The following is a 17102-nucleotide window of genomic DNA, read 5'->3' on the forward strand; positions in this document are numbered from 1 at the left end:
GCGGGGCGTCGGGAGATCACAGCAGGCGGGAGAGCCGCTTCTTGCGCGCGTTCTCGTGCACGATCCAGGCGACGTCCGGGTCGGTCGTGTCGAGCGCTTCGAACGCGCGCAGGCCGGGACCGGGATCGGCCGCGACGGCAACGCTCCACGCGTATCCGAGGGTCTGACGCAGCGTGCGGGCTGCACTGTCGTGCCGCTGCGGCTGCGGCCGCGCCACGAGGTGAGCGGTCGCGCGAGCGCACACCTCGACGGCGACCGCCGCCATCTCGGGCGACCGCAGCAGTCGCGGCTCGCAGATCGCTGCCACGGCGGCTCGCACCACGAGGGGGTCGTCTTCGTCTGCCCAAGCCCGCACGGTCGCCGCCAGGGTGTGCGGATCGGCGTCGCCCAGAAGCTGCAGGCCGAGCGCGATTCCCTCACGAACCCGCCACCGGTCATCGGCCGCGAACCGCAGGGCCTCAGCGTCACGGCCCGGCGCCGCACCCCGGGCGACCGCCGCCGCGGCGCACATCATGGGGTACTCACCACCGTCGCGGACGAGCTCGTCGATGATGCGGGCATCGGCGACCTCCGCGACGGCGGCGGCCAGCGTCGTGTTCGCCCGCGGCCCGGGCAGACCCGAATGCTCGACGAGGTAATCGACCCAGGCGTCTGTGCCGAGTCGCCGGAGCTCCGCCGCCCATGCGGTCACGGTGGCCATGCACCGCACGCTACGCCCATCGGCCGCGCCCGTCACCGGGGCGGGCGACATGACAAACGCATCAGCGCTCGGGCGCGGGGGCGAGCCGGTACAGCACCTGCGGACGGCCGCGCTTGCCGTAGCGATGCGAGAGGTGGATGACGCCGGTATCGACGAGGTGCGTCAGGTAACGGTTCGCGGTGGCGCGCGAGATGCCGCAGGCCGCGGCCACCTCCGCTCCCGTCAGCGCGACGACCGGGTCGAGGGCGGCGACGACCTGCGTGAGCGTCGTCGCTGCGAGGCCCTTGGGCAACCCGGCGTGGTCGCCGCCGTCTACCGCTCCGCCCGCACCCCGCCGGGATCCGGATGCCGCGGCGGGCGCCGTCCGGATCGTGCCCGTCGACAGCAGCCGGTCGATCTCGCCTTGCGCCAGGAGAGCGTCGCGGTCGCCGGCGACGATACGCTCGCGATCGACGGCGTAGCGTTCCAGTCGCTCGCTCAGCGCGGCCTGCGTGAAGGGCTTGACGAGATAGCCCACGACGCGCGCCGCGAGGGCCTGGCGCACCGTGGTCTGATCCTGCGACGAGCTGATGACGAGCACATCGGGTCCGTCAGCGCCGAGCGTGCGCAGGCGGTGCAGCACCTCGATGCCGCTGATGCCGGGCAGCCGCATGTCGAGCAGGATCAGGTCGACTCCCGATCGGCTGTGCTCGAGGGCCGCTTCGCCGGTACCCGCCGTGGCGACGACCACGAAACCGGGGGTGTCGGCGACGAATCCCGCGTGGAGGGCACGCGCGCCGCGGTCGTCATCGACGACGAGGACCCGGATCGGGCCGGTCATCGTTCGGCTTCCAGCTCGAAGGCGAATCGCGCTCCCCCGAGCGGCGAGTGTCCGACCTCGACCGAGCCCGATCGTGCCGTCACGATGCGGCGGACGACATCCAGCCCCAGGCCGCGCCCGAGACCCGTCGTGTCGACCTTGGAGGAGTATCCCGGGGTGAAGATGCGGCGGACGACGCGCGGCTCGACGCCCGGGCCGTCGTCGTCGACCGAGCCCACGATGCGGGAGCCCTGGCGCCTCAGCTCGCAGATCACGTTCGCGGCCCCCGCCTCCGCGGCGTTCCGGCACAGGTTCGAGACCACCGACACGATCCCCTCGTCGATATCCGGGGCGACGTCGCCGCCGAGGGCGAGGTCGAAGCGCACGCGCGCGCCGCTCTCGTGCAGCTCGGCGCGCACCGTCGGGATCATGGCGGCGAGTACGGGCTGATCGTCGCGCACCTCCTCGTCACCGGCATCGACGGGGCGGCGCACGCTCGCGATCTCTTCGATGTACCCGCGAGCCTCGTCGGAGTCGCCGCGCGACAGCAGGCCGTGGATGACGTGGAGCCGAGTGCTGAACTCGTGCGACTGCTCGCGCAGGGCCGTGGCCGTGCGCCGCATCTGCGCGTGCTCCGCCGCGATGACGTCCATCCGCCGGAACCGGCGCTCGACTGCGGCGGTCAGGATCGAGCTCGCGAGCGTCGCGACGACGAGAGCGCCGATCGCCCAGGGCAGCAGAGCGCCGACGGCTTCGTCGAGTTCACCCGCGATCTGAGACTCGAGCACCCCGACCGCCACCATCCCGATCGGGGTCCCGCCGGCATCGCGCACCGGGACCTTCGCGCGGAGCGACGGGCCCGAGGCCCCGACCTCCGTGCCGACGAACGTGTCGCCCGCGAGCACGGACGCATTGGCGGTCTCGACCTGCACACCGCGTTCGGACGCGAGCGGGTGGGTGATCCGCACACCTTCGTCGTCGGTGATGACGACGTAGTAGACACCGGCCGCCTCGCCCACGAGCTCGGCGATCGGCTGCAGGATCGCGGTCGCCGGCGCCAGGTCGGTCGCGTCGGCGAGCGCGGTCGGCGACCCGGCGCTGACGGCGCCTGCCACGGCGTCACGCACCTCCGGGAGGTCGGCGAGGCTCGAGGCGACCTCGAGCACGCGTTCGCTCGTCGCCTCTCGGATCGTCCGCTCCTGCGCCGCGAGGGCGATGGCGACCGTGGCCGAGAGCGCCGCGAGGGTGACCACCGAGGGCAGCACGAGCAGCACCAGGCGCGCGGCGGACGCTCTCACCGTGAACGGCATCCTGTCCACTTCCTCGTGCGATCGGACGCTGTCGGGCCGTGCCCGTGCGCATCTATGAGAACAAATCCCGCCACGCTCGGGGGCGGCTCAGCGAAGTGCCATCCTAATTCGATCTCGCGGCGACGACGATGTCCGCGCGAATGGAGTGATCATGACGCATAGCGCGACAGATGCCGGCGCGCGCCCGGCGCACCGCGGCCGCACGGTCGCAGCCCGCATCATCGGAGGCGCCGTCGCGGCCGCCGCGATCGCGACCGCCGCGGTCGGATCGGTCACCTCGGCCGCCACCGGCCAGGAGATCAGCGCCTCGATGACGATCATCGCCCCCGCTGCCGCCGGTGGCGGCTGGGACGGCGTGGCCCGCGAGCTGCAGCAGGCGCAGAAGGCCAACGGCCTGGTGAACAACGTGCAGGTGGTGAACATGCCGGGCGCCGGCGGGACGATCGCCCTCGGCAACGTCTCCGTGCTCGACGGTCAGCCCGGGAACATGCTCGTCGGCGGAACCGGGCTCCTGGCCGCGACGATCCAGTTCGACTCGGCCGCGAAGCTCGGCGATGTGACCCCGCTCGCGGTCGTGGTCGAGGAGTACGACGTCATCGTCGTGCCGGCCGACTCACCGTACGAGAGCCTCGACGACCTCGTGAACGCCTGGCGCGAGAACCCCAAGTCGATCCCGTGGACCGGCGGCGGGTCGTTCGATCAGCTCGTGGTCACCGACCTCGCTCTCGCCGCGGGAATCGACCCCGTCGGCACGACGTACATCTCGTCCGACGGCGGCGGCGAGGCCATCCAGGCGCTCCTCAACGGCACCGCGAAGGCGGCCGCCGGCGGCTATCCCGACAACATCGATCAGATCGAGGCGGGTCGTCTGCGAGCGCTCGCCCTGGTCGCGAAGGAGCCGATCGACGGCATCGACATCCCTACCGCCGCCGAGCAGGGCTACGACATCTCGCTGTCGAACTGGCGCATGCTCGCGGCGCCCGCGGGCCTGGATGACGCCGACGTGACGGCGCTGACCGAGCTCGTGCTCGACTCGGTCGCCACCCCCGAGTGGCAGGACGCGATCGAGCGCTACCGCTGGACCGAGCGCATCATCACCGGAGAAGAGCTGACGGCCTTCCTCGACGACGAGGAAGAGCGCATCACGAACCTGTACGAGGAGATGGGACTATGACGTTCCCCCCGAACCCGACCGCGACCTCGGCCGTCGTCGGCGACCGCCTGAGGCTCGTCTCGGGCCCCGGCATCGCCGCGCTGCTCAAGGGGCTGACGATGCCGGTGATCATCACCGCCTTCGCCACCTACCTGCTCGTCGGCATCTTCACCATGAAGGTCCCGGCCAACGCGGTCTTCCCCGGCCCCCAGTTCTTCCCCGCGATCATCGCGGGCGGCCTGTACGTCTTCGCGGCCGCCCTCGTCGTCTCGGCCCTGAAAGAGATGCGCGAGACGAGCGCAGCACGACCCGACATCACGGATGCCGAGTCCGACGGCTCCGCTGCCGCGCGACCCGTCCGCGTCGACGTGCGTTCGCTGCTGTGGGTCGTGCTGTCGTTCCTCGGCTTCGCCTTCCTGCTCGATCTCCTCGGCTGGATCATCGCCGCTGGCCTGCTCTTCTGGTGCGTCGCCCGCGCTTTCGGCTCGACGAAGCACCTCGGCGGTCTCGTCGTCGGGCTGACGGTGAGCTCGATCGCCTACATCGGTTTCGACATGGTGCTCGGGATGCCGCTTCCCTCCGGCATCCTCGGAGGGTTCTGACATGGATGTGCTTCAGCTTCTCGGCGAGGGATTCGCCGGCGCACTGACCCCCGCCAACCTGCTCTGGGTGCTCGTGGGGTGTCTCCTCGGAACGGCCGTGGGTGTGCTCCCCGGTCTGGGATCGTCGATGGCGGTCGCCCTGCTGCTGCCGATCACGTTCTCGCTCGATCCGACGGCCGCGTTCATCATGTTCGCGGGCGTGTACTTCGGCGGGCTCTTCGGCGACTCGACCATGGGCATCCTCATGAACACGCCCGGCCAGGCCTCGGCGATCGCCTCGACGTTCGAGGGCCACAAGATGGCGCTGAACGGACGCGCGGCCCAGGCGCTCGCCACCGCGGCCATCGGCGCGTTCATCGGCGGCTTCGTGGCGTCGATCGTCGTGGTGTTCGTCGCTCCCGCGCTCGCGGACTTCTCGAGCAGGTTCGGCCCCGCCGAGTTCTTCGCCCTCGCGGTCTTCGCGTTCGCGGCGACGTCGTCGGTCGTGACCGACAACGTGGTCAAGGGCCTCACCGCCCTGTTCATCGGTCTGGGCATCGCCGTCATCGGCATCGACGGCGTCTCGGGCGCACCGCGCTTCACGATGGACTCCCCCAACCTGTTCGACGGCGTCTCCCTCGTGACGGTGACGGTCGCGATCCTCGCGCTCGGCGAGGTGATCTACGTCGCCTGCCTCGAGCGGCACACGTCGAACAAGGCCCTCATCAAGCCCACGGGTCGCCCGTGGCTCTCGCGCCGCGAGCTGAAGGAGGCCGCGCCCGCCTGGGCCCGCGGCACCGCGATCGGTCTGCCGTTCGGCGTCGTGCCGGCCGGCGGATCGGAGATCCCCACCTTCCTCGCCTACGGCGTCGAGAAGCGGCTCGACGCTCGTCGGAAGAACCCGCAGTTCGGCAAGGGCGCGATTCGCGGTCTCGCCGCCCCCGAGGCCGCGGGCAACTCCACCACCGGCATGGCGATGGGCGCCCTGCTCGCGCTCGGGCTGCCGATCTCCGCGACCGCGGCGATCATGCTCGCCGCCTTCCGCCAGTACGGTCTCCAGCCCGGCCCGCTGCTGTTCGACCGGGCGCCCGACCTGGTGTGGTCGCTGCTGGCGAGCTTCTTCATCGCGATGGTCGTGCTGCTCATCCTGAACCTGCCGTTCGCGATGGTCTGGGCCAAGCTCCTCCTGATCCCGCGCCCCTATCTCTACGCGGGCATCACGGTGTTCTGCGGACTGGGCATCTACGCGACCTCGGGCTCGACCTTCGATCTGCTGATGCTGCTCGGCATCGGGCTGCTCGGCTTCCTCATGCGAGCCCTCGACTTCCCGCTCGCGCCGCTCATCATCGGCATGGTCCTGGGTCCGCTCGCCGAGACGAGTCTGCGCGATGCCGCGATGAGCTCGAACGGCGACTTCTCTGTGCTCGTCCAGAGCCCGATCACGATCGTGCTCTACGCCCTCCTCGCGCTCGTCCTGATCTTCTCGGTGCGCAACCGCGTGGTGGCCCGCAAGCGCGAGAAGCAGCTCACCGACGCGTGAGCCGACAGACCACGGAAAAGGGCGGATGCCGCAGCGCGCAGCATCCGCCCTCTTCCGTCGTGTTCGCGCCGATCAGGCCGAGGCGAGCAGCCGATCCGCCGTGCGCAGTGACAGCGCCATCTGGGTCAGCCCCGGGTTCGCCGACAGTGCGCTCGGGAACGTGGAGTTGTCGCAGATCCACATGTTGGGGATGTCATGCGAGCGACCGTCGGGATCGACGACGCCGTCATCGGGATCAGTGCTCATCCGGCACGTGCCGATCGTGTGGGCGGTCCGTGCGAGCACGCGGGTCTCGCGCGCGCCGGCCGCGTCGAGGATGCGCGTCATGACCGCTACCGCGTGATCGTCGATCGCTCGCTCGTTGGGCCCCGGCGAGAAGCTGATCTCCGCACGCGGGATACCCCACTCGTCCGTCTCCTCCGAGAGGATCAGCAGGTTGTCGTCGGACGGGAGACACTCGCCGTTGATCCCGATGCCCGCCGAGAACTGCCAGGCGTCGAGAGCATCCATGAGGTCCTGACCCCACAGCGACCCGCCGCGGACGAGTGACGTCGCATAGGTCAGCGGCATGACTCCGAGGCTCTGGATGAGGTAACCGCCTGCGAAGTCGACGCCCTCGGGCCGCACGAAGTCCTCCGTGATCGCCGCGGACGGGTAACCGCGGTAGCCGCGGATGCTCTCGTCGAAGCGGCCCCACACCTGCACCGCGCCGTGAGCGAGGAAGTTGCGACCGACCTGACCGCTGGAGTTCGCGAGCCCCGTGTTCAGCAGCAGCCGCGGGGTCTCGATCCCCCCGCCCGCGAGGACGAGCGCGTGACAGCGCTGCCGGTACTCGACCCCGTCGTGGAGATAGACGACGCCGGTGACGCGACCTGCGGCATCCTGTTCGATGCGGTGCACCATCGAGTCAGGACGGATCTCGGCCCCATGGGCGACGGCGACGGGCAGGTACGTGATGGCCGTCGTCGCCTTGTATCCGAAGCGGTCTCCCTGATGGATGCCGCCGACGTCGATGCTGGCCTTGCGCAGACCGTAGTGCGGCTGCTCGCGGTCTCGTGTGATGATGGCCGCCGGGGCGTCGGTCGCCGTGATCCCCAGACGTTCGCACCCCCGCAGGACGAGGTCCGCCGGGGCGTTCCGGTGGGTGGGTCCGTCGAGGTACTCGCGCTGCGGGTCCCACGGGTACGGGGTGGGTCCGCTGACGCCGATCACCCGCTCGACCTCGACGATGTACCGGATGAGCTCGTCGTAATCGATCGGCCAGTCGCGTCCCTCGCCCGTCTCACTGCGCAGCGAGAGGTCGCGTCGATCAGGTCGCGGCGTGAACGCGCCCCAGTGCAGCGTACCGCCGCCGACGCCCCAGCCGCTGTTGTTCGGACCGAAGGCGGTGGGGGTGTCACCCCCGCTGAACCGATCGGACATCCAGTTGATGCGCGTCGCCTCGCGCTCGTCGGGCGTGAACTCGTCCATCTCGAGATTCGGCCCCGCCTCGAGCGCGACGACGCGCAGACCGCGTTCGGCGAGCCGGCTCAGCAGCGGGCCGCCACCGGCTCCCGTTCCCACGACGACGACGTCGACGATCTCGTCGAGGTCGTACCGGCGCATTCCGGACAGGTTCATGCGGTTCGTCCTTTCGCGGCGCCGAGGCGTCCGAGCTCTTCGGGTTCCCATTCCTCGCGCTCGCCGGCGGCGAGGACGAGGTATCCGGCGGGCTCCGGTCCGGTTCCTCCGGTTGCGAACCCCGAGTACCCGACGCGGGCGAGGGATGCCGGGTGCGACAGCCAGACGCGCGCAAGGTCGTTACGGGCGTCCTCGAACCACAGGCTCAGCTGGTCGGGGGTGAGGACCGCGCCCGAGGGGGCGTCGCCGTCGATCACCCGGCGGATGACGGCATCCTGAGCGGCCGGGCCGCGCATCCAGATCGCGGCGAGCGCGTCGAGCCCGGCGCGATAGGCCTCGACGTCGGTCGACATGCCGGTGGGGCGCCACCCGTCACTCTCCCCCGCCTCGATCATGCGGTCGAGGCGGGCAGCGAGATCGATCGTCGCACCGTCGCCCTGCGGGACGACGCGATTCGCGAGGTCGCGCAGGAGAGCGAGCTGCTCGGGCGTGAGGGCTCGCGGACGGTAAGCCGGGTCGTCGGTGAGCGCGCGGCGAGCGAGAGTGGCGCGCACGGCGACATCCGTCCGCGACGAGGCGATGACCCGCGCCCAGGGCTCGGGCACGCGCGGTCCGCGGCCGGCGATGTCCGCCGCGAGGTCGCGCACGGCTGCTGCCACATCCCCCGCCGCGATCGTCGCGGGCACCTCGTGGTCACGGATGCCCTCGGGGATCGCCCCACCCTCGAGCACGACTCCGGCGAGACCGAAGACGCCGATGGCGCCGGCGAGGATCCGGTCGACGAGGTCTTCCGCGAGCCCGTGTTCGTCCTGTCCGGCCACGAGGATCCACGGCGTCGTGATCTCTGCGTCGGCGACGACCTCGATCAGAGTCTCGGCGCCAAGAGCCGGGTCGAGCGTGATCTGCCGGAACGGGCCGACAGCGTCTGCTGACCCGACGTCGAGGTCCGGTACGTCTCCGCGAAGCGAGACGACCGCGAAAGCGTTGTCGCTCACGGGGTGACCATGCCGCCGTTGACGTTGAGCGTCTCGCCCGAGACATAACTCGACTCGGGCGAGGCGAGGAAGACGAACGCGGGCGCGATCTCCGCGGGCTGACCCGCGCGCTGGTAGGTGCTCTCGTCGTCGAAGGCCCGCATCTGCTCGTCCGAGACCCCGTCGCTCACCTGGAGCGCCGACCACGTGGGCCCGGGGGCGACGACGTTCACACGGATGCCGCGCGGCGCCAGCTGCTGCGCGAGTCCCTTCGAGAGGTTGTTGACCGCGGCCTTCGTCGCGGCGTAGTCGACGCGGTCCGGCGCCGGCTTGTACGCCTCGAGCGAGGCCGTGTTGATGATCGAAGCACCCGCCGGAAGGTGGGGCAGAGCGGCTTTCGTGATCCAGAAGTTCGCGAAGACATTCGTGTGGAAGGTGGTCGCGAACTGCTCGTCCGACAGGTCTTCGAGCCGCTCGACGGCGACCTGCTTGCCCGCGTTGTTGACGAGGATGTCGAGGCCCCCGAGGAACTCGACGGCCTCGGCCACGAGCGAACGGCACGCGTCGGCGGTGGAGATATCGGCGGCGATCGCGTGACCGCGCACACCGGCGTCGGCGACGAGGCCGAGGATGCGGTCGGCGTCGCGCTGCTCGGCGGGCAGGTGGACGATGACGACGTCGGCACCCTCGCGGGCGAAGGCGATCGCGGTGGCACCGCCGATGCCGGAGTCGCCGCCGGTGATGAGGGCCTTGCGACCGAACAGACGTCCGGAACCGCGGTAGGTCTGCTCGCCGAGGTTGGGGATCGGCTGCATGTCGGCCTGGATGCCGGGCTCGGGCTGGTGCTGGACCGGCGGCTCGACCCGGTCGTATCGGGTCACCGGGTTGTCGAAGGTGTATTGATCGCTGTGCTCCACGGGCTCACGGTAGGTGTCGGCCGAATCTCGGCGCGAACGCTTGCCAAAAGTCAAGGGAGGGGCGTAAAGCGGCTCACCTCGAAGCGCGCTACCGACCCGGACGCGCGCCGTCAGGTCGGCGCAGGCCCGGCGACGAGCGCGATGGCTGTGCCGACGGCATCCGCGGCTCCGACAGCGTCGACGCGCGCGAGCGCGAACGCCGAGACGACGAGTCCCGTGCACGCGTCGGCGAGGGTCGCCTGCCGATCGGCCTCGAGGTCGGGGCGGCGCGCGCTGACACCGCGGCCGAAGGCGGCGCGCAGCTCGGCGCGGTACCCCGCGATCACGTGCGCGACGGCCTCGTCACGAGCGATCGGAGCCGCCGCCGTGTTCACCAGCAGACATCCGCTCGACGCGGGCAGCGAGCTCGGCTGCTGTAGCGCGCGCCGCAGTCCCGCGAGGTAGTCCTCTAGCGCGCCCGGGGCGACCTCGTCAGCGGTGAGAGGCGACAACCGCGGTCGGATGATCTCGTCGAGGTAGCTCTCGACGGCAGCGTCGAACAGGCCGCGCTTCGAACCGAACGCGTGGTAGATGCTCGATCGATTCAGCCCCGTCACGCGCTCGAGCTCGGGCAGCGGCGCGCCATCGTATCCCTGTTCCCAGAACACGCTGCGTGCCGCGCGGACGACATCGTCGCGGTCGTAGCTCTGCGTTCGGCCCATGCGCCGCGCCCCCTTTTGTGTATCGGTCAGTTCAGTATATATTGAACCAAGCGATACAGAAACTGCGGTGTCCACCGCCGGAAGGGAACAGCTCGTGATCATCGTCGGTCTTGCGCTTACGGGCGTCGCAGCGCTCATCCACGTCTTCATCTTCTACCTCGAGTCCATCGCCTGGACCAGCAAGCGGGCACGCGAGACGTTCGGCACCGGAACGGTCGCCCAGGCAGAGACCCAGAAGGCACTGGCCTTCAATCAGGGCTTCTACAACCTGTTCCTCGCGATCACGGTGTTCGTCGGCATCGCCTTCGTCATCGGCGGCGCGCTCACGGTCGGCTCGGCGCTCGTCTTCGCCGGAGCCGGTTCCATGGTCGCGGCCAGCCTCGTCCTCATCCTCTCCGACCCCTCGAAGGCCTCCGCCGCGCTCAAGCAGGGCGTGATCCCGGCCCTCGGCGTCGTGGCACTCGCCATCGGCCTCGCACTCTGACCCGACGCATCCGCGCCACCCCTCGTCCGCGGCTCCGACCGAGCCCCGCGGCATCCGTCACCGCCCCCTCACGAAGGAGAAACATGAGCCACGGAACCAGCACGCAGATCCGTCTCGCACGCCGCCCCCAGGGCTGGCCGACGCACGACGACTTCTCGATCGAACGCGTCGAGCTGAGCGACCCCGCCCCCGGCGAGGTGCGGGTGGCGAACGAGTTCGTCTCGGTCGACCCCTACATGCGTGGGCGGATGAACGACGTCCGGAGCTACGTGCCGCCGTACGCCCTCGGCGACGTCATCGCCGGCGGCGCGATTGGCCGCGTGGTCGCGAGCGCGTCGGACGACCTTCCCGTGGGCACGGTCGTCCTCCACCAGCACGGATGGTCGGATGTCGCGCAGGCCGACTCCTCGACGTTCCGAGCCGTCCCCGAGATCGCCGGCCTCCCCCTCTCGGTGCGCTTGCACATCCTCGGCATGACGGGCCTGACCGCCTACATCGGACTCACCACCATCGCCCATCTGAAGCCGGGCGACACCGTGTTCGTCTCGGGCGCGGCGGGCGCCGTCGGCACCGCGGTCGGCCAGATCGCCAAGCTCCTCGGCGCGGGCCGCGTCATCGGCTCGGCCGGCTCGGCCGAGAAGGTCACGCTGCTCACCGAGAAGTACGGTTACGACACCGCCTTCAACTACAAGGACGCCCCCGTCCGCGAGCAGCTCGCGGCTCATGCTCCGGACGGCGTCGACGTGTTCTTCGACAACGTCGGCGGCGACCACCTCGAGGCGGCGCTCGATGTCATGAACACTGGCGGTCGCCTCGCGCTCTGCGGCGCCATCACGGGGTACAACACCACCGAGAAGACGCCCGGACCCGACAACATGGCCAACATGATCACCCGGGGCCTCACCGCGACCGGCTTCACGCTCGCCGCCTATCTGCACCTGGCACCCGAGTTCACCGAGAAGATGACGGGCTGGTTCGCCGAGGGAAAGATCGCCTACGACGAGACCATCGTCGACGGCATCGAGAACACCGTCGACGCCTTCCTGGCGATGATGCGCGGTGCCAACACCGGCAAGATGCTGGTGCGCACCTCCCGCCCCTAAACCGCTCGTCCCCTCGAACCGACCAGAATGGCGGTGACGCTCCGCGCGTCACCGCCATTCGCGTCGCGGGGCGACCCTCAGCGCTGCGGCGCGGGGACGGCAGCCGGACGCCGGACGAAGAGGGTCAGCACCACCGCAGCGGAGGCGATGCATGCACCCGTGACGAAGGCCGTGTGAACACCCGACGCGGTCGCGGCGATCGCATCGACGCCATCCGCGGCGGCCGACGCGGCGCCGACCGACATGAGGGTGACGAACAGTGCCGTTCCCGCGGCGCCGGCGACCTGCTGCAGCGTGCTCACCGTCGCACTGCCGTGCGAGTACAGCCGCACCGGCAACGACCCGAGCGCCGAGGTCAGGAGGGGCGTGAACACGCAGCCCAGGCCGAGGTTGAGGCCCATGTGCACGGCGATGATCCACGCGATGGGGGTCCCGACACCGAAGGTCGTCATGCCCCACAGCGCCGCGGCCGCGACGATCATCCCGGGGATGACGAGCGGCGTCGGCCCGAAACGGTCGAACAGTGCACCGACGACCGGCGCGATGAGCCCCATGAGCACGCCGCCGGGCAGCAGCATCAGGCCGACGGTCAGAGTGTCGAGGCCGAGCACCTGCTGCAGGTAGAGCGGCAGCAGGATGAGCGATCCGAAGAGCGCCGACATCACCACGACGACGAGCACGACGGCGAGGCTGAACGATCGCGACCGGAAGGTCCGCAGGTCGAGCAGGGCCGCGTCGCTGCGCTGCAGTTTCAGCTGACGCATCACGAAGGCGGCGAGCGAGAGCGAACCGACGACGAGCGGGATCCACACCGGGACCGGCGCGTGGCCGGTCGCCGATTCGCCGATCGAGCTCAGCCCGAAGATCAGTCCGCCGAAGCCGAGGGCCGAGAGGACGACCGAGCCGACGTCGAAACGCGCCTCGCGCGTCTCGGTGACGTTCTGCACCCAGATCGCACCGAGAGCGATCGCGAGCAGCGCGATCGGGAGCACGAGCCAGAACATCCAGCGCCAGTCGAGAACCGACAGGATCAGGCCCGAGACGGTGGGGCCGATCGCCGGGGCGACCGCGATCACGATGCTGATCACGCCCATCATCCGTCCCCGGCGCGCCGGCTCGACGACGTTGAGCACCGTGGTCATGAGCAGCGGCATCATGATGGCCGTACCCGAGGCCTGCACGACGCGTCCGGCGAGCAGCATCCCGAAGCCGGGCGCGAGCGCGGCGATCAGCGTCCCGGCGGCGAACAGCGACATCGCCGTGAAGAAGACGCCGCGGATCGGGAATCGCGCCAGCACGTAACCCGTCAGCGGGATGACGACGGCCATCGTCAGGAGGAACCCCGTGGTGAGCCACTGCGCGGTGGCCGCGGTGATCTGGAGATCGACCATCAGCCGCGGCAGGGCCACGCCCATGATCGTCTCGTTGAGGATGACCACGAATGCCGAGGCGACGAGCAGCGCGATGACCGGTCCGGTGCGGGCGGTCGTCGCGCGAGAGGGTGCCGGCGTCGGGATGGTGGAGGTTTCGGGATGCTGCTGCTCGAGTGTCACTCACTGATCATATGGCAGTCTCTGCCACTTTGGCGCTGTGCGACACTTAAGTCATGCGGCGCGATAGCGATCAGGACAGCCCGGTCGTCGACGACCATCCGGCGGGCCTGCGCGAGCGTCGGCGGCAGGAGACCCAGCGCGAGCTGTCGGATGCCGCACTCGACCTCTTCGAGCAGCACGGGGTCCATGGCACGACGGTCGACGACATCGCCCGCCGCGCCGGCACATCGCAGCGCACCTTCTTCCGGTACTTCCCCACGAAGGAGGCCGCCGTGTTCGCCAGCGCCGACGATTCGGCACGGGTCGTCGGCGACGCGATCGAGGCCGTGCGCGGCGGAGCCTCGGTCGTCGAGGGGATCGAGCGCAGCTGGCTCAAGCTCCTCGACCGGTTCGACGCCCATCCCGACGAGCACATCCGCGCGCTGCGCATCCGCCGTCTCGTCGGCTCGGAGCCGTCACTGCTGGCCGTCGCGCTGCGCAATGAGGCCGAAGAGGTCGAGCAGCTCACCGACGCGGCCGTCGATGCGGCGGGCGCCGATGCCGATGTACTCGCAGCTCGCGCCGCCGTCTCGACGATGGCGCTCGTCCTCCGGCTCACGATCGACGAGTGGGTCCGGCGTGCCGAGCTCAACGAGCGCGCGAGCGTTCGCCAGATCTACCTCGAGATGCGGCGCGGTGTCGCGACGGTCGCCCGCGACCTCGAGGCCGATCCCCCGCACTACGGCTGACCGAGCCCTCGCTGCTAGCCTGGATCCGTGGGTTACATAATCTCAGCGCCCGTGATGGCGCGCACCTTCACGTTCCGCGACCGCCGCGCCTGACGGCGCGTACGGCATCGCTGGTCTGACCGCGCCGTCCTTCGAGATGTCTTCTGCACCTCGGACGGGCCTCTTGCTTGCCTCCCCGCATCCGGGGTGCTCCCCTCGAACATCGGAGCACACCCATGCCTCGTTCCCGCCATGGCGGACGCCACGAACTCGGCCAGAACTTCCTGACCCATCGCCCCACCCTCGACACCATCTCCGCACTCGTCACCGCCACCGAGGGCCCGATCCTGGAACTCGGCGCCGGTGACGGTGCGCTCACCCGCGTGCTCGCTTCGTCCGGTCGCGCACTGACGGCCATCGAGATCGACGAGCACCGCGCGCGCCGACTGTCGCGCGCGCTTCCGAAGGTCACCGTCATCACCGACGATGCGTTACGACGACGGCTGGATGCTCCGGTCGTCGTCGGCAACATCCCGTTCCACCTGACGACACCGATCCTGCGCCGGCTCCTGACTGAGTCAGGCTGGCAGCATGCGGTGCTCGTGACCCAATGGGAGGTCGCGCGGAAGAGAGCGGGGGTGGGCGGCCGGACCATGATGACGGCGCAGACCGCTCCCTGGTTCGACTTCACCCTCCACGGGCGCGTGCCGAGCTGGGGCTTCGAACCCCGGCCGTCGGTGGATGGCGGCATCCTCGCCATCGCGAGACGAGCGTCGCCGCTGCTTCCCGAAGCCGAACGACACGGCTACGAGTCGTTCGTGCGCACGACGTTCACGGGACGGGGCCACGGCCTGGCCGGCATCCTCCGGCGGTCGGTCGGCGCGAGCGCCGCGACCGCCCGCGGCGCCTGCCACCGCGCCGAGGTCGCCCCCGACGCACTGCCGCGCGACCTGACGCCTGGGCAGTGGGCCGAGCTGTGGCGGGCGCTGCGGGAGTGCCGGCGAACGTCTCAGGAGCGCACGCGCTGAGGGGTTCCCGCGCCGCGGGCGCGTCGCCGCTGGGCGCGTGCACCGCGGCGCGGGATGGCCGGCCGGGCAGCCTCGGCGACGGCCGCGGCCGCCGCCCCCGGCGATGCGTGCGAGCCGAGGTCGGCGCCGTGGCCGCTCTCGGCGTCGAACGTCGCGGGCAGGGAACCGGTAGTCACGAAGCCGGCGTACTGGCCGTCGAGAGTCGCGACGAAGAAGTCGGCGTCCGCCTGTCGCCAGACGAGCGAGGGCGCGGAAAGAGAGAGTGTAGAAAGCACGATGTCCTGAGAAAGAGCGCGCACAGCACGGTGCGCGGAGAAAAGATGAGGGCTGGATGAACCAGTGATCGCGTCGGACGATCTGCTCGACAGTGAGCCAGACGAACGACACACGAGCCCCGAAGGGACGTTTCAACGCTAGCACGCCACCGCTGACCGGGGGCCGGACGGGCTCATCCTCGCCAACGGCCGATCACGTCGCGCAGACGGACCGTCGCCGCCGCGACGAAGTCGGGGTGCGCCCGGTACCAGTCGGCGTGGGCCTCCGCGACGACGGCCGGATCCACATGCTCGCGGTTCACGATCCACGAACCCTGCGGCGGATCGGAGAGCCCCCACGCGTCGACCACCCACTCCTCGAGCGGGGCCCGAACCGCATTCAGCAGCGGCCTTCCCGGATCGGTCGGACCGCCCGGCAGGCCGAGAGCCGCCAGCACGCGCTCGGCGAGAGGCAGCCATACGCTGTTGCCCGGGTGGTTGACGGTGCGCATCAGTTCGGCCGACGCGGGCCGCAGCAGGTCGGATACCGCGACGTCGATCGACTCCTCGCGGCGGCGCAGCTCCGCCAGCGAATCGCTCTCGATGTGCCGCACAGTCCGAGGATCGAGTCGCGGAGCCGTCGGGAGTCCGGCCGCCGTGGCGAGCGTGCGGATGTCGTGATACGCCACGATCGGCGGCACCTCGTCGATCCCGTCGACGTGCAGCGCGGCCTGGAACGGATGCAAGCCCGCGTAGCGCACGACAGGGAACGTCACGAGTCGGGCGGACGGGCCCAGGGATGCCGCCAACTGGCGGGTCCCGAGACGCAGACCGTGGTAGTCGTCGCGCACCGGCTGGGCGACGAGGAAAGCCGCCCGGGGAAGCAGCTCATGCAGCCGGGCGACGTCTGCGGCATCCATCTCGTGGACGGGAGGAACGCGAACCGTCGGGCGGTCGGCCGCGTCGAGCACGATCCGCATCGACTCGGCCTGGCAATTGCCGACGACGAGGCCGAAACCCTCGGGGAGGTCGGCGCCTCGGAACGGGGCAGGGGCGTGGAGCATCCCACCACTGTGTCCGTTCATGCGGCCGGGCGCGGGCGTTTGCCGTCAGCCCGGGTGATGCGCTACGGCAGACTTCGCACGGTGCCGTCGTACACCGTCGCGGTTGGCGCACCGCACCGAGCAGTAGCGTTGACGCCCATTGCGGGTGACGTCGACGACGACGTTCCGGCACGGATCACCGGGGGCCCGGCCCGCGGCGCAGCGGGAGAGACGCCCCATCCCCCGCGTCGTCACGTGGAGCGCCGTACCCACGGCGAACACGGCGCGCAGCACCTGCGGCAGGCGCTGGTCGTCGTCGCGGTAGTGCAGATGCCACTCGCCGTCGTGATCGGTCAGGCGCGGATAGGCGGTCGCCTCCGCCATGAGCCGGTTCAGCAACCTCGCACGGAGGGCCGGCGTCTCGGCATCCACTACCTCGAGCCAGGAGTCGATCACCGCCCGCGTCGCGTCCAGGTCGGACGGGGCCGCCGGAGCGTAGATCGCGGTCATCCCGAACTCGTACGTGCGCGCGACGACACCGTCACGATCGCTCGGCCAGTCGTTGGCGAGCGACGCGGCGAGGAGGACCGCATACTCACCGTAAGGGTTGAGTTGCATAACGGCATTACATCACG

At 70.3% G+C, this 17102-nt stretch carries 18 protein-coding genes; 7 read left to right on the forward strand and 11 right to left on the reverse strand.

Going from position 1 to position 17102, the window contains the following annotated elements:
- Positions 1 to 16: 16 nt before the first annotated feature.
- The 3 genes from AA0Y20_RS13895 to AA0Y20_RS13905 all read right to left on the reverse strand — a co-directional run bounded on the left by AA0Y20_RS13895 (position 17) and on the right by AA0Y20_RS13905 (position 2797).
- Positions 17 to 700, reverse strand: a complete 684-nt coding sequence (locus tag AA0Y20_RS13895) for a HEAT repeat domain-containing protein (RefSeq protein ID WP_412935404.1) — start codon at positions 698 to 700, stop codon at positions 17 to 19.
- A gap of 61 nt (positions 701 to 761) precedes the next feature.
- On the reverse strand, positions 762 to 1520 hold the full coding sequence (locus AA0Y20_RS13900; protein ID WP_412935406.1) for a response regulator: 759 nt from the start codon (positions 1518 to 1520) through the stop codon (positions 762 to 764).
- Positions 1517 to 2797 (reverse strand): ATP-binding protein, encoded by a 1281-nt coding sequence (locus AA0Y20_RS13905; protein ID WP_412935408.1) that lies wholly within the window; start codon positions 2795 to 2797, stop codon positions 1517 to 1519. The genes AA0Y20_RS13900 and AA0Y20_RS13905 overlap by 4 nt, the downstream gene beginning before the upstream one ends.
- Positions 2798 to 2960: 163 nt before the next feature.
- Here AA0Y20_RS13905 and AA0Y20_RS13910 point away from each other — a divergent pair, with 163 nt between their 5' ends.
- The 3 genes from AA0Y20_RS13910 to AA0Y20_RS13920 are packed head-to-tail and all read left to right on the forward strand — an operon-like array spanning position 2961 to position 6083.
- Positions 2961 to 3983: a tripartite tricarboxylate transporter substrate binding protein gene (locus AA0Y20_RS13910; RefSeq protein WP_412935411.1), complete on the forward strand. Its 1023-nt coding sequence runs from the start codon at positions 2961 to 2963 to the stop codon at positions 3981 to 3983.
- Entirely contained in the window at positions 3980 to 4564 is a 585-nt protein-coding gene (locus tag AA0Y20_RS13915) for a tripartite tricarboxylate transporter TctB family protein (RefSeq protein WP_412935413.1), read from the forward strand. Before AA0Y20_RS13910 ends, AA0Y20_RS13915 begins: the two co-directional genes overlap by 4 nt.
- A 1-nt stretch (position 4565) precedes the next feature.
- A complete protein-coding gene (locus tag AA0Y20_RS13920; RefSeq protein ID WP_412935416.1) occupies positions 4566 to 6083 on the forward strand; it encodes a tripartite tricarboxylate transporter permease in 1518 nt (505 codons plus the stop codon).
- 72 nt (positions 6084 to 6155) lie between these two features.
- Here the strand turns inward: AA0Y20_RS13920 and AA0Y20_RS13925 are convergent, their stop codons facing one another.
- The 4 genes from AA0Y20_RS13925 to AA0Y20_RS13940 all read right to left on the reverse strand — a co-directional run bounded on the left by AA0Y20_RS13925 (position 6156) and on the right by AA0Y20_RS13940 (position 10295).
- Positions 6156 to 7703: a GMC oxidoreductase gene (locus tag AA0Y20_RS13925; protein WP_412935418.1), complete on the reverse strand. Its 1548-nt coding sequence runs from the start codon at positions 7701 to 7703 to the stop codon at positions 6156 to 6158.
- On the reverse strand, positions 7700 to 8698 hold the full coding sequence (locus tag AA0Y20_RS13930) for a hypothetical protein (protein WP_412935420.1): 999 nt from the start codon (positions 8696 to 8698) through the stop codon (positions 7700 to 7702). Before AA0Y20_RS13930 ends, AA0Y20_RS13925 begins: the two co-directional genes overlap by 4 nt.
- Positions 8695 to 9594, reverse strand: coding sequence for an SDR family oxidoreductase (locus AA0Y20_RS13935; RefSeq protein ID WP_412935422.1), 900 nt, complete (start codon positions 9592 to 9594; stop codon positions 8695 to 8697). The genes AA0Y20_RS13930 and AA0Y20_RS13935 overlap by 4 nt, the downstream gene beginning before the upstream one ends.
- Before the next feature lie 110 nt (positions 9595 to 9704).
- Positions 9705 to 10295 (reverse strand): TetR/AcrR family transcriptional regulator, encoded by a 591-nt coding sequence (locus tag AA0Y20_RS13940; protein WP_412935425.1) that lies wholly within the window; start codon positions 10293 to 10295, stop codon positions 9705 to 9707.
- A gap of 94 nt (positions 10296 to 10389) precedes the next feature.
- On the opposite strand from AA0Y20_RS13940, the gene AA0Y20_RS13945 reads away from it, so the two are divergent.
- Together AA0Y20_RS13945 and AA0Y20_RS13950 are read left to right on the forward strand one after the other, a co-directional pair.
- Entirely contained in the window at positions 10390 to 10779 is a 390-nt protein-coding gene (locus AA0Y20_RS13945) for a DUF1304 domain-containing protein (protein ID WP_412939653.1), read from the forward strand.
- Between the two features lie 83 nt (positions 10780 to 10862).
- Positions 10863 to 11882, forward strand: a complete 1020-nt coding sequence (locus AA0Y20_RS13950; protein ID WP_412935426.1) for an NADP-dependent oxidoreductase — start codon at positions 10863 to 10865, stop codon at positions 11880 to 11882.
- A gap of 77 nt (positions 11883 to 11959) precedes the next feature.
- Here the strand turns inward: AA0Y20_RS13950 and AA0Y20_RS13955 are convergent, their stop codons facing one another.
- Positions 11960 to 13435, reverse strand: coding sequence for an MDR family MFS transporter (locus tag AA0Y20_RS13955; RefSeq protein WP_412935428.1), 1476 nt, complete (start codon positions 13433 to 13435; stop codon positions 11960 to 11962).
- Positions 13436 to 13488: 53 nt separating this feature from the next.
- Between AA0Y20_RS13955 and AA0Y20_RS13960 the strand changes: the two genes are divergently transcribed.
- Together AA0Y20_RS13960 and erm are read left to right on the forward strand one after the other, a co-directional pair.
- Positions 13489 to 14163: a TetR family transcriptional regulator gene (locus AA0Y20_RS13960; protein ID WP_412935430.1), complete on the forward strand. Its 675-nt coding sequence runs from the start codon at positions 13489 to 13491 to the stop codon at positions 14161 to 14163.
- Positions 14164 to 14378: 215 nt separating this feature from the next.
- Positions 14379 to 15170 carry a 23S ribosomal RNA methyltransferase Erm gene (erm, locus tag AA0Y20_RS13965; RefSeq protein ID WP_412935432.1) on the forward strand — a complete coding sequence of 264 codons (792 nt, stop codon included), beginning with the start codon at positions 14379 to 14381 and terminating at the stop codon, positions 15168 to 15170.
- Here erm and AA0Y20_RS13970 read toward each other — a convergent pair.
- The 3 genes from AA0Y20_RS13970 to AA0Y20_RS13980 all read right to left on the reverse strand — a co-directional run bounded on the left by AA0Y20_RS13970 (position 15152) and on the right by AA0Y20_RS13980 (position 17085).
- Positions 15152 to 15445 carry a hypothetical protein gene (locus AA0Y20_RS13970; protein WP_412935433.1) on the reverse strand — a complete coding sequence of 98 codons (294 nt, stop codon included), beginning with the start codon at positions 15443 to 15445 and terminating at the stop codon, positions 15152 to 15154. The genes erm and AA0Y20_RS13970 overlap by 19 nt on opposite strands.
- Before the next feature lie 173 nt (positions 15446 to 15618).
- Entirely contained in the window at positions 15619 to 16488 is an 870-nt protein-coding gene (locus tag AA0Y20_RS13975) for a WcbI family polysaccharide biosynthesis putative acetyltransferase (RefSeq protein ID WP_412935435.1), read from the reverse strand.
- A 45-nt stretch (positions 16489 to 16533) separates the two neighbouring features.
- The gene (locus tag AA0Y20_RS13980) at positions 16534 to 17085 is read right to left on the reverse strand and encodes a CGNR zinc finger domain-containing protein (protein WP_412935437.1); all 552 of its coding nucleotides are present in this window, start codon (positions 17083 to 17085) and stop codon (positions 16534 to 16536) included.
- Between the last annotated feature and the right edge of the window lie 17 nt (positions 17086 to 17102).

It is taken from the genome of Microbacterium pratiae (assembly GCF_047302165.1).
Lineage (GTDB): Bacteria > Actinomycetota > Actinomycetes > Actinomycetales > Microbacteriaceae > Microbacterium.

Excerpts from the sequence above, each read along its gene's own strand:
- AA0Y20_RS13920 (WP_412935416.1), top strand. The coding sequence starts at position 4,566 with ATGGATGTGCTTCAGCTTCTCGGCGAGGGATTCGCCGGCGCACTGACC.
- AA0Y20_RS13980 (WP_412935437.1), bottom strand. The coding sequence starts at position 17,085 with ATGCAACTCAACCCTTACGGTGAGTATGCGGTCCTCCTCGCCGCGTCG.
- AA0Y20_RS13895 (WP_412935404.1), bottom strand. The coding sequence starts at position 700 with ATGGCCACCGTGACCGCATGGGCGGCGGAGCTCCGGCGACTCGGCACA.
- AA0Y20_RS13900 (WP_412935406.1), bottom strand. The coding sequence starts at position 1,520 with ATGACCGGCCCGATCCGGGTCCTCGTCGTCGATGACGACCGCGGCGCG.
- AA0Y20_RS13915 (WP_412935413.1), top strand. The coding sequence starts at position 3,980 with ATGACGTTCCCCCCGAACCCGACCGCGACCTCGGCCGTCGTCGGCGAC.
- AA0Y20_RS13925 (WP_412935418.1), bottom strand. The coding sequence starts at position 7,703 with ATGAACCTGTCCGGAATGCGCCGGTACGACCTCGACGAGATCGTCGAC.
- AA0Y20_RS13975 (WP_412935435.1), bottom strand. The coding sequence starts at position 16,488 with ATGCTCCACGCCCCTGCCCCGTTCCGAGGCGCCGACCTCCCCGAGGGT.
- AA0Y20_RS13910 (WP_412935411.1), top strand. The coding sequence starts at position 2,961 with ATGACGCATAGCGCGACAGATGCCGGCGCGCGCCCGGCGCACCGCGGC.
- AA0Y20_RS13960 (WP_412935430.1), top strand. The coding sequence starts at position 13,489 with ATGCGGCGCGATAGCGATCAGGACAGCCCGGTCGTCGACGACCATCCG.
- erm (WP_412935432.1), top strand. The coding sequence starts at position 14,379 with ATGCCTCGTTCCCGCCATGGCGGACGCCACGAACTCGGCCAGAACTTC.
- AA0Y20_RS13940 (WP_412935425.1), bottom strand. The coding sequence starts at position 10,295 with ATGGGCCGAACGCAGAGCTACGACCGCGACGATGTCGTCCGCGCGGCA.
- AA0Y20_RS13950 (WP_412935426.1), top strand. The coding sequence starts at position 10,863 with ATGAGCCACGGAACCAGCACGCAGATCCGTCTCGCACGCCGCCCCCAG.